Genomic DNA, 10,887 nt, shown 5'->3' with positions numbered 1-10,887 from the left:
CCCTCGCCCGCGCGCGCGCCGCTTGCGCCGCCCGAGCGGCCTGCGCCTTCGCCGCTTGTCACGCGTCCCGCGGCCGAAAAGCGCGCGATCATCGGCATGGCGCTCGACATTCGCAGCATCCGCTTCGCCGCCGACCATGTGGCGGTCGGCTTTGCGCTTCACCTCGTGAATCAGGGGCCGATCGCGGCGACCGGCCTGATGGTCCGCATCGCGCTCAACCAGGGATCGGCGATGACCGAACCGGTGCTGGCGCGCTTCTTCGACGGCGCGGGCGGCAGCGTGCTGCGCGACGATATGATGCTCGCGCCCGGCGCGGGCGAGGAATTGTCGACCGAGGTCATGCTACCGCGCGCCGCGATCGAGCCGCTGATGATCGGCGGCAAGCCGATGCTCGTCCCTGTTATCGCGTTCGACGTGACCTATCATTGGGATGGCGAGGGCGACGCCTTCGGCCAGAATGCCGGCAGCTTTGTCATCGGCCGCGAACAGGGCGCGAGCGGGAACGAAAAGCTTGCGCCGCTGCCGCTCGACCGCGCTTCCTATGCGGTCGATCGCCCCGGCGCCCGCGCCACCGCAATCAAGCGCGCGCAATAGTCTGGCTCAAAATAACACTGGTTTTTTGTTGCGGTGCAGCATCGGCTGGGGCAGGATCGACTGCGCTTGAAAAAGCGCGGGTGGGGGCATAGGCTTGTTGTCCCCAGGAAAACAGAGCCACAGCAGGATGGCCGGGCGAGGGACAGGCAAACATGTTCCCGACCGGTCGCAACAGGAGCATGACATGGACGCCTTGGTCTCAACCGACTGGCTGGAACGCGAACTGGGGGCATCGGACCTGCGGGTCGTCGATGCGACGAAATTCCTTGCCGACGAGGGACGCGATGCGCGCGCCGAATATGAAGCGGGCCACATCCCCGGCGCGGTGTTCATGGACCTGGCCGAACTGACCGATCCGTCGAGCGATATCGACAATATGGCGCCGCAGGCCGAAAAATTCGCGAGCCGCATGCAGTCGCTCGGTCTCGGCGATGGCAGCCGCATCGTGCTTTACGACGACAGCCCGCTGAAGAGCGCGGCGCGCGGCTGGTGGCTGCTGAAGCTGTTCGGCGCGCATGACGTCGCACTGCTCGACGGCGGCCTCGCCAAGTGGAAGGCCGAAGGCCGCGCGCTCGAAATGGGCAAGCAGACGCTGCGCCACCGCCACTTCACCGTGTGGCGCGATGCCAAGGCGGTGCGCACCAAGGAGCAGATGCTCGCGAACCTGGGCAGCGCCGCCGAACAGGTCGTCGATGCGCGCCCCGCCGCGCGCTTTACCGGCGAGGAACGCGATCCGCGTCCGGGCCTTGCTCCCGGCCATATTCCGAACTCGCGCAGTCTGCCGCACGGCCAGCTGTTCAACGCCGACGGCACATGGAAGCGCGGCGACGATCTGAAGGCCGCGTTCGACGCCGCCGGAGTCGATCTTGACAAACCGCTCATCACCACCTGCGGCAGCGGCATGACGGCGACCGTCGTCGCATTCGGCGCGCACTTGCTCGGCAAGGATGACGTCGCGGTCTATGACGGCAGCTGGATCGAATGGGGCGCCGATCCCGCGACCCCCAAGGCGACCGGCGCGGCCTGAAATCCGATACGTCGCCCCGCGAAGGCGGGGGCCGCTGGAAGTTTGAACCGCCAGCGCTCGGTAAGGACGACAGCGGCCCTCGCCTTCGCGGGGGCGACGATGAGTTTTTGCGACCACTGGATTTTGCCCCCTGCTCCGCTAACAAGGCGGGGATGAGCAACAGCGACGATGACAGCCTCCGCCCTGCGACGAGACTCGTGCAGGGCGGACGGCGGCCCGAATGGACCGGCGACCCGCGGCTGGGCGGCGGCGTCGTCAATCCGCCGGTATGGCGTGCCTCGACGATCCTCTACGACAATATCGCCGACCTGAAGGCGCGCGGCCATGCGACGCACGACAAGCTTTATTACGGCCGGCGCGGGACGCCGACGGTATGGGCGCTCGCCGATGCGCTGACCCAGATGGAGCCTGGCGCCGAGGGCACCTTGCTCTATCCGTCGGGGGTCGCGGCCAATTCGGCGGGACTGCTCGCGCTGCTGTCGCCGGGCGATCATCTGCTGATGGTCGACAGCGCGTACGAACCCACGCGCGCCTTCTGCAACGGCATGCTCGCGCGCCTTGGGGTCGAGACGACCTATTATGACCCGCTTGTCGGCGCGGCGATTGCCGGGCTGATTCGGCCCGAGACGAAGCTGATCTTCCTCGAATCGCCGGGCAGCCTGACGTTCGAAGTGCAGGATATTCCCGCGATCACAGGCATCGCGCGGGCGCGCGGTGTGCTGACAATGCTCGACAACACCTGGGCGACGCCCTTGCTGTTCCCGGCGCTGGCGCACGGCGTCGACGTGACGATGATGAGCCTCACCAAATATGTCGGGGGGCACAGCGATGCGATGATGGGCTCGCTGACCGCGACCAAGGCGGTGTGGCCGCGGCTGCGGCAGACGGCGTATCAGCTTGGGCAGGCGGTTTCGCCCGACGATTGCGCATTGATGCTGCGCGGGCTGCGCACGCTCGACGTGCGGATGGAGCGGCAGGGCGCGAACGGGCTGACGGTCGCGAACTGGCTTGCGGCGCGCGCGGAAGTCGGCCGCGTGCTCCATCCCGCGCTGCCCGGCGATCCCGGCCATGCGGTCTGGTCGCGCGATTTCGCCGGCACGAGCGGATTGTTCGGCTTCACGCTGAAGGGCGTCGATGAAGCCGCGCGGACGCGTTTCATCGATTCGCTCGTTCATTTCGGCATCGGCTTCAGCTGGGGCGGCTATGAAAGCCTGGTCGTGCCGAGCGATCCCGAGGCGATCCGCACCGCGACCGCATGGACCGATCCCGATCCGCTCGTCCGCCTGTCGATCGGACTCGAGGATCCGGCCGACCTGATCGCCGATCTCGAACGCGGCTTTGCCGCGATGGCGGGATAGGCGCGATGGACGGGCTGCCCGAGGGCGTACTCCGCACGGTCGAGGCGCTGAAGGCGATCGGCATCGATGTCGGCTCGTACCGGCTGTCGCTCTATGGGCTGTTCTCGACGATCGTCGTCGCGGTGCTGCTCTATCTGGCGGTGCGCGTAATTCTGCGCTCGATCAAATGGCTGCTCCGCCGCAACACCCAGATCGACGCGACGCAGCGGCTGCTCGCCGAAAAGCTGATCGCGATCGCGCTGTTCGTCTTTGCGCTGCTTTTCGGCATCGACCTGCTCGGCATCGATCTCACCGCGCTTGCGGTCTTTTCGGGCGCCGCAGGCCTCGCGATCGGATTCGGGCTGCAAAAGACCGTCGGCAATCTGATCGCGGGGATCATCCTGTTGATGGACCGGTCGATCAAGCCGGGCGATATCATCGTCGTCGGCGACGGCAGCTCGATGGGCGGCACAGCAGCGGCGAACGGCGTTCCCAATGTCGGGCGCGTCGCCAAGATCGGGGTGCGTGCGGTCAACGTCGTCACGCGCGATGGCAAGAAACATCTGATCCCGAACGAGCTGCTGATGACGCAGCCGGTCGAGAACTGGAGCTATGCCAGCCCCGAGGTGCGCGTGCGGATGCGCATACCCGTTGGCTATGCCTGCGATTTGCGGCTCGCGCAGCGGCTGATCATCGAAACCGCGACGGCGAATCCGCGCATTTTGAACGAACCCGAACCGGCGGTGTGGATCACGGCCTTTGGCGAACGCGCGGTCGAGCACGAGCTGCGTTATTGGATTTCAGACCCCGAGGCGGGGCTCGGCAATATCCAGGGCGAGGTGTTCCTGGGGATATGGGATCGCTTCAAGGAAGCCGGGATCGCCATTCCCTATCCGCGACAGGACGTGCGGATCATCGGGACGCCGGATACGGAATAATCGCCGCCCCGCGCAGGCGGGGGCGCTGGCAAGGTAGCGCGACGCCGATAGCGGCCCCCGCCTGCGCGGGGGCGACGCTTGTTCAGAAACCCGTCGTCTTCGCGCGCTCGATGCACTCGACGATGATGCGCTTCGCCTCGTTCACATCGCCCCAGCCGTTGAGCTTCGCCCATTTGCCGGGTTCGAGATCCTTATAGTGGGTGAAGAAATGCTCGATCTGCTGCAGCACGATCGGCGGCATGTCGGTGTAGCTGGCGACATCGGCATAATAGGGGAAGGTCTTGTTGACCGGGACGCACAACAGCTTTTCGTCGCCGCCGGCATCGTCTTCCATCAACAATACGCCGATCGGGCGGCACTTCACCACTGCGCCCGCGACGATCGGCGAGCGCGCGACGACGAGGGCGTCGAGCGGGTCGCCGTCCTCGCCCAGCGTGTGCGGGACGAAGCCGTAATTGGCGGGGTAGCGCATCGGGGTGTGCAGGAAACGGTCGACGAACAGCGCGCCCGATGCCTTGTCGAATTCATATTTCACCGGTTCGCCGCCGATCGGAACTTCGATCAGGACGTTGAGGCTGTCGGGCGGGCTGTCGCCGGCGGGAATCAGGTCGATGCGCATGGGAGATCCTTTTGTGTTTTTGAATCGCGCGCGCCTTTAGCGCCGGAAAGGGCCAAAAGTCGAGGGGGGCGTCCGTCGAAGCCTATGTCCCCCTCCCGCAGGCGGGAGGTGAGCTAAAGCGCGCGTTTTGCCGCAAGCAGCCGATCGAACCAGTCGGGGCCACTCCCGGTTTTTTCGAGATGCGGCCAGCGCAGCCCGCCGTGATAGTCGATCTCGATATTGCGATAGCGCCCGCCGCGCTCGACGAGCAGCCGCACCGGGGTCTTGGCGTCGGTCGCGGCACGAATCGCGGCCTCGATCCGCTCGCGGCTATAGCTCAGCCCGTCGACCGCGACGATCTTCGTGCCGTTGACGATGTCGGCCTTGAACGCCGGGCCGTCCCACAGGATGCCGGTCGCGACGCCGTCCTTGTCGATCGTCATTCCCAACGAATGGGTGAGGTCGGTGTTCTTCGCCTGCGCCATGCGGTCGCGGTCATAGACATTGGGCGCGTCGCGCCAGACGAGCCGGTATCCCGCGCGCTCGATGCCGCCGATCGGCGCACCCTGCGCCGATGCTTGCATCCGTTCGCGCAGGAAACTCGCCCAGTCGTAGGGATGGACCGCATTCAGCGCCGCGACGACATCGTCGAAATCATAGCTGTTCTGCCCCCAATCCCCGTCGCGCCCGCCGAAAAAGGCGCGCGCGAAATCATCGAGGCTCTTGGCGTTGTTCGTCGCGGTGCGAATCAGCATGTCGGCGTCGAGCCACATCAGCGACCCTTCGTTGTAATAATCCTCGCTGCGCGACCAGCTCGCAAAGGGCTTGAGCTTCCGCGCCGCGATGATCGGGTCGAGCGTCGTATCTTCGACCGAACGCCACTGCCGCCCCGGCTGGACGCTGTAAGTGCCGGCGTTGGTCGCCCATTCGGCGAGAACCATCTCCTTCGACTGCATGCCCGACCGGGCGGCGAGAACGAGATCCCAGAAACTCGTCTGTCCTTCGTAAACCCACAGCAGATTGTCCTGCATGGGCGTGCGATAGTCGGGGGTCCACATCTTGTCGGGACGGCGATATTTGCCGTTCCAGCTGTGCGTCAGCTCGTGCGGCAGCAGTCCGCGCTCGCTGTCGTTATCGTTCCATTTGGTGAAATAGTCGGGGTTGCGGCTGTTTTCGCTGCTGCGATGATGCTCGAGCCCGATCCCGCCCAGTTCGTCGCTGAGCGCGAGCAGGAATTCATAGCGGTCGAAATGCCGGACGCCGAACAGCGCGACGGCTTCGGACACCAGCGCGGCGTGGCGCGCGATATGGTCGGGGCTTGCCTCGAGATATTTTGCTTCGTCGGCGACGACGTTGAGCGTCACCTTGTTGCCGAGATCCCATTTGCGGAAATATTTTCCGGCGAACATCGGGCTGTCGACGAGCACCTCATAATTGGTCGGCGCAAAGCTGTAGCGGTTGCCCGAGACCTTGAGCCCGTCGAGCGCCGAGGCGCCGGTCCAGCCATCGGGCAGCATGACCTCCAGCTGCACCGGGATCGCGCGGGTGAAATAGCCCGCGGGGTACAGGCTGACCTGTTCCCATTGCAGGTTCATCATCGCCGGGGTGACGACGACGCGGCCCTCGCTGGTGCGCGTCGGCGACAGGAAATCGAAGCTGACGTCGATGCTCTTCGTGCCCGCGGGCACATCGACGTCGAAGGCGTAGACGTCGGTCGGCTGGCGCGTCCAGGTCAGCGGCTTGCCGCCCGCGCTCGCCTTGAAACCCGCCATCTCGGCGATCGCGCCGCGCGGGGCGTGCTTGCCGGGCAGCCATTCGGGATAGAGCAGGGTGAGCTTGCCCGCCTTCGCGACCGGGATCGTCTGGCGCACATGAAAGATGCCGCGGGCGAAGTCGGTCGCGTCGACCTTGAGCTGCATCGTGCCGGGATAGGGCTTGTCGGCGGGCAGCGGGATCGTCAGCGGCTGGACGACCGGCTGCGGGCGGCTGTTGCTGTCCTGGGCGTAAGCAGCGGGGGCGGCGAGCAGGGCGACTGCGGTGAATAGTGCGATTTTCATGACGGTTTCTCTGCCGCCAAACCGAGCGCAGGTCCAGCGGGCGCTCTGCAAGCGCACTTTGCCTTTCGACGAAAAACCATTAGACGCCGCCGCCATGAGCAAGGATAAATCCGCCAAAATCCCGACGCCGCAGGCTGTGCGCGGCACCCAGGACATGCTCGGCGATTTCGCCGATCGTTTCGCGCATGTCGTCGAGACGTTCGAACGGGTGCGCCGCCTCTATGGTTACAAGCGGATCGAGGTGCCGGTGATCGAGCCGACCGCGGTGTTCGCGCGCTCGCTTGGCGAGACGACCGACGTGGTGTCGAAGGAAATGTATTCGTTCGAGGATCGCGGCGGCGAATCGATCACGCTGCGCCCCGAATTCACCGCAGGGATAGCGCGCGCCTATATCACCAATGGCTGGCAGCAGTTCGCGCCGCTGAAGGTCGCGACCCACGGGCCTTTGTTCCGTTACGAGCGCCCGCAGAAGGGACGCTATCGCCAGTTCCACCAGCTCGACGCCGAAGTGATCGGCAGCGACAGCCCGCTTGCCGATGCCGAATTGCTCGTGTTCGCCGACCAGCTGCTGAAAGAGCTGGGGATCGCCGAGGGCGTGACGCTGACGCTCAATACGCTGGGTGATGCGGCGAGCCGTGACGGTTGGCGCGCCGCGCTCGTCGAACATTTCGAAGCGCATCGCGGCGATCTGTCGGAGGACAGCCTTGCGCGGCTCGACAAGAACCCGCTGCGCATCCTCGACAGCAAGGATCCGAAGGACCGCCCGATTGCCGACAGCGCGCCCGATATCGACGCGTTTCTGACGAGCGAGGCGCAGGATTTCTTCGGCGCGGTTACCGCGGGGCTCGACGCCGCGGGCGTCGCATGGGAACGCAATGCGCGGCTCGTGCGCGGGCTCGACTATTATCGCCACACCGCGTTCGAATTCGTCACCGACCGCTTGGGCGCGCAGGGCACGGTGCTTGGCGGCGGGCGTTATGACGGGCTGATCGAAAATCTCGGCGGGCCGCCGACCGCGGCGGTCGGCTGGGCGGCGGGGATCGAGCGGCTGGCGATGTTGCTTGCCGACGATGCAACTTCCAAGCTCAATGTTATCATGGCCGTTGAGGATGACAGTTTGGTCAACTTGGGCCTGGCAGCGAATACAGCACTTAGGCAGGTTGGCTTTTCTTCGGAGATGATTGCCACTGGTTCGCCGAGGAAGCGTTACGACAAAGCCACTAAGGTTGCGGCGGATGTGCTGGTCTCGTTGACCATCAGTAACGGAGAGATCGTCTTCAATACACGGTCGGCAAATGTAACGCCGGAATCCATAAGGGTCCGAGGAATTTTGGATTCGCTGAAAAAGTGACCTCCGTTTCCGACCGCCAGATCGACGCGATCATCGAACGCCATGCCGCTTTGCAGGCGCGCATGGCGACGGGGGATATGGCGCCCGCCGATTTTGTCGCGGCGTCGAAGGAATTTGCCGAGCTCGAACCCGTCGCCACCGCGGCGCGCGAAGTTGTGCGGCTGCGCGGCGAAATTGTCTCGCTGAACGAAATGCTCGCCGACCCCGAGATGAAGGCTATGGCGGCCGAGGAAATCGCCGCGGTCGAGGCGGCGCTGCCCGCCGCCGAGCATGACCTCGCGCTCCAGCTGCTGCCCAAGGATGTCGCCGACGCGCGCGCCGCGATGCTCGAAATCCGCGCCGGGACCGGCGGCGACGAGGCGGCGCTGTTCGCGGGCGACCTGCTGCGCATGTACAGCCGCTACGCCGATGCTCAGGGCTGGAAGGTCGAAATCATCTCGGCGAATGAGGCCGAGATGGGCGGCTATAAGGAGGTCGTGGCGAATGTCGCGGGGCAGGGCGTTTTCGCCAGGCTCAAGTTCGAAAGCGGTGTCCACCGCGTCCAGCGCGTTCCCGCGACCGAAAGCCAGGGGCGCATCCACACCAGTGCCGCGACCGTCGCGGTGCTGCCCGAGGCCGAGGAAGTCGATGTCGCGATCAACGACAGCGACCTCAAGATCGACATCTACCGCGCATCGGGCGCGGGCGGCCAGCACGTCAACACGACCGATTCGGCGATCCGCATCACGCATATTCCCAGCGGACTCGTCGTGATCCAGCAGGACCAGCGCAGCCAGCACAAGAACCGCGCCAAGGCGATGCAGGTGCTGCGCGCGCGGCTCTACGACCTCGAACGCAAGAAGGTCCACAGCGCCGAGGCGTCGGCGCGCAAGTCGATGGTCGGGTCGGGCGACCGTTCCGAACGCATCCGCACCTATAATTTCCCGCAGGGGCGCGTGACCGACCACCGCATCAACCTGACGCTTCACCGTTTGCCCGAGATTTTGGAAGGTCAGATGGACGAGTTGATCGATGCGTTGATCGCCGAAGATCAGGCGCAGCGGCTGGCGGGGCTGGGTGATTGACGTCGCGTCCGCGCTGCGCGACGCGGCGCGGCGGCTGGCGGCGGTGTCCGACACGCCGCGCCTCGATGCCGAGCTCTTGATGGCGTACGCGCTGGGCGTCGAGCGGCAGGCGCTGCTGCTCGATCCGGCGCGTTTTGCCGTGCCCGAGGGTTTCGCGGGGCTGATCGACCGCCGCCTGCGGCACGAACCCGTCGCCTATATCGTCGGCTATCGCGATTTCTGGACGATCAGGCTGCAGGTTGGCGCGGGCGCGCTGATCCCGCGGCCAGACAGCGAGACGTTGATCGAAGCGGCCGCCCGGCATTTCGGGGATGGCGCGCCGAGCCATGTGCTCGATCTGGGCACCGGCCCCGGAACCCTGCTCCTTGCGGCGCTGGCCGAATGGCCGCGCGCGACGGGCCTGGGGATCGACGCGAGCGACGCTGCGCTGGCTTATGCGCGCGCCAATGCCGATGCGCTGGGTTTGGCCGATCGCAGCGAATTTCGATCCGGCGATTGGAGCGCGGGGCTCGATGGCCAATTCGACCTGATCCTGTGCAATCCGCCCTATATAGCTGATTCCGAAGAGCTGATGCCCGACGTCGCCGGGCACGAGCCCGCGGGTGCGCTTTTCGCCGGAGCGGACGGTCTCGACGATTATCGCCGCATCATCCCCGATCTGCCGCGAATTCTGGCGCCGGGTGGCCTCGCGGCCCTTGAAATCGGGCACAGGCAACATATCTTGGTTCGTGAGCTCGCCGAAACCGCGGGGTTCAAGGTCGCCTGCAGACAGGATCTGGGCGGCCGCGACAGGGCGCTTTTGCTGACCCGCGCCTGACGGCCCCACAAGAATTTGCTTGGTTTCCGCCGCAAAGCGCGGTAGGGGCGGCTCACAGACCTGATCGGGGTCCCTTTGGCGATGCGAACAGCATCGATACTGGTCCGGCTGGTCTGCTTCCCACTTACGATGCTGGTGCGGGACCGTGGGGTCCGGCGCAAGCGGTAAAGGGCAAGAACCGCGCAAGGAGCGCGGGCACGACGCGCGGGTGCCGCGGTCGGCCAAAAGGGGTTGGCGTAGCTTATTAGCTTATCGACAGGATGTCTCAGTTGAACATGAACAACCGACAGAACGGTCGCCGTCGCGGCCGTAACAACAACAGCAACAACAATAATCGGCCGCAGTCGGGTGGGCGCGGCGGTGTCGACCAGGCCAACCGCATCGACAGCCGCGCGCGCGGTAACGGCGCGCAGATGATCGAGAAGTACCGCAACCTCGCGCGCGACGCGCAGCTTGCCGGCGACCGGGTCCAGACCGAATATTATCTGCAGTTCGCCGACCATTATTTCCGTGTCGTGAGCGACTTCCGCGCCCGCCAGGAAGAAAAGGCCGCGGCGAACGGACAGGAGCGCAGCCACGACCGCAGCCGCGAGATTCGCGGCGTCGAGGATTTCGACGGCCACGACGATACCGACAGCGATTTCGAAGCCGACACCGGCGCGGGCGACGGCGACAATGGCGACGACCGCGGCGAGCGGAACGATCGCGGCAACGATCGGGGCGACCGCAACGATCGCAATGACCGGGGCCAGCGCGATAATCGCGGCAACCGCGAAGCGCGCGGCGACCGCGACGATGACAATCGCGGCAACCGCCAGCCGGCGCGCGCGCGTCCCGTCCGCAACCGCGATGAGGACGAAGCCCAGGGCGACCGCAATGATCGCAGCGAAGCTCCCGCCGTGCGCGAAGTGGCCGCCGAGCAGGAACCCGCTCCACGTCCCGCGCGTCGCCCGGCCCGCCGTCCGCGTCAGGACGACAGCGCCGACAATGGCGACGCCGGGATCGACACCGCCGTCCTGCCGCCCGCGATCGGCCGTCCCGAACGCAGCGCCGAAAGCGATGCCGAGGGTGAAGCGCCCGCCGCCAAGCCGCGCCGCACCCGCC

General features: G+C 65.8%; 9 protein-coding genes and 1 pseudogene. 8 read left to right on the top strand and 2 right to left on the bottom strand.

What is annotated here, in order from left to right; all coding sequences use genetic code 11:
• The 4 genes and pseudogenes from VJ811_RS06525 to VJ811_RS06510 all read left to right on the top strand — a co-directional run.
• Positions 1 to 594 (top strand): annotated as a pseudogene (locus VJ811_RS06525) (hypothetical protein); the annotation flags it as partial.
• A 184-nt stretch (positions 595 to 778) separates the two neighbouring features.
• A complete protein-coding gene (gene sseA, locus VJ811_RS06520) occupies positions 779 to 1,621 on the top strand; it encodes a 3-mercaptopyruvate sulfurtransferase (protein ID WP_324071451.1) in 843 nt (280 codons plus the stop codon).
• A 152-nt stretch (positions 1,622 to 1,773) separates the two neighbouring features.
• On the top strand, positions 1,774 to 2,979 hold the full coding sequence (gene metC / locus VJ811_RS06515) for a cystathionine beta-lyase (protein WP_324071450.1): 1,206 nt from the start codon (positions 1,774 to 1,776) through the stop codon (positions 2,977 to 2,979).
• Between the two features lie 5 nt (positions 2,980 to 2,984).
• Complete coding sequence (locus VJ811_RS06510; protein ID WP_324071449.1) at positions 2,985 to 3,896, top strand: mechanosensitive ion channel family protein; 912 nt, start codon at positions 2,985 to 2,987, stop codon at positions 3,894 to 3,896.
• Positions 3,897 to 3,978: 82 nt separating this feature from the next.
• On the opposite strand, the gene ppa is transcribed toward VJ811_RS06510, so the two are convergent.
• Both ppa and VJ811_RS06500 read right to left on the bottom strand, forming a co-directional pair.
• Positions 3,979 to 4,515, bottom strand: a complete 537-nt coding sequence (ppa, locus tag VJ811_RS06505) for an inorganic diphosphatase (protein WP_324071448.1) — start codon at positions 4,513 to 4,515, stop codon at positions 3,979 to 3,981.
• Between the two features lie 113 nt (positions 4,516 to 4,628).
• The gene (locus VJ811_RS06500) at positions 4,629 to 6,551 is read right to left on the bottom strand and encodes a peptidase M61 (RefSeq protein WP_324071447.1); all 1,923 of its coding nucleotides are present in this window, start codon (positions 6,549 to 6,551) and stop codon (positions 4,629 to 4,631) included.
• 94 nt (positions 6,552 to 6,645) lie between these two features.
• Here VJ811_RS06500 and hisS point away from each other — a divergent pair, with 94 nt between their 5' ends.
• The 4 genes from hisS to VJ811_RS06480 form a co-directional block, all read left to right on the top strand.
• Positions 6,646 to 7,902 carry a histidine--tRNA ligase gene (gene hisS, locus VJ811_RS06495; protein ID WP_324071446.1) on the top strand — a complete coding sequence of 419 codons (1,257 nt, stop codon included), beginning with the start codon at positions 6,646 to 6,648 and terminating at the stop codon, positions 7,900 to 7,902.
• Positions 7,899 to 8,966 (top strand): peptide chain release factor 1, encoded by a 1,068-nt coding sequence (gene prfA, locus VJ811_RS06490; protein ID WP_324071445.1) that lies wholly within the window; start codon positions 7,899 to 7,901, stop codon positions 8,964 to 8,966. The genes hisS and prfA overlap by 4 nt, the downstream gene beginning before the upstream one ends.
• On the top strand, positions 8,962 to 9,783 hold the full coding sequence (gene prmC / locus VJ811_RS06485; RefSeq protein ID WP_414711917.1) for a peptide chain release factor N(5)-glutamine methyltransferase: 822 nt from the start codon (positions 8,962 to 8,964) through the stop codon (positions 9,781 to 9,783). The genes prfA and prmC overlap by 5 nt, the downstream gene beginning before the upstream one ends.
• A 275-nt stretch (positions 9,784 to 10,058) precedes the next feature.
• On the top strand, positions 10,059 to 10,887 hold an 829-nt coding region (locus tag VJ811_RS06480), incomplete at its 3' end, for a DUF4167 domain-containing protein (protein ID WP_324071443.1).

The sequence above is a fragment of the Sphingopyxis sp. genome (assembly GCF_035250425.1).
Lineage (GTDB): Bacteria > Pseudomonadota > Alphaproteobacteria > Sphingomonadales > Sphingomonadaceae > Sphingopyxis.
The sequence above is the reverse complement of the archived record's forward strand: the minus strand, read 5'-3'. Positions and strand labels throughout refer to the sequence as shown.

What these genes read in the sequence shown, in the direction of transcription:
- sseA (WP_324071451.1), top strand. Translation starts at nt 779, where the DNA reads ATGGACGCCTTGGTCTCAACCGACTGGCTGGAACGCGAACTGGGGGCA.
- metC (WP_324071450.1), top strand. Translation starts at nt 1,774, where the DNA reads ATGAGCAACAGCGACGATGACAGCCTCCGCCCTGCGACGAGACTCGTG.
- VJ811_RS06510 (WP_324071449.1), top strand. Translation starts at nt 2,985, where the DNA reads ATGGACGGGCTGCCCGAGGGCGTACTCCGCACGGTCGAGGCGCTGAAG.
- ppa (WP_324071448.1), bottom strand. Translation starts at nt 4,515, where the DNA reads ATGCGCATCGACCTGATTCCCGCCGGCGACAGCCCGCCCGACAGCCTC.
- VJ811_RS06500 (WP_324071447.1), bottom strand. Translation starts at nt 6,551, where the DNA reads ATGAAAATCGCACTATTCACCGCAGTCGCCCTGCTCGCCGCCCCCGCT.
- hisS (WP_324071446.1), top strand. Translation starts at nt 6,646, where the DNA reads ATGAGCAAGGATAAATCCGCCAAAATCCCGACGCCGCAGGCTGTGCGC.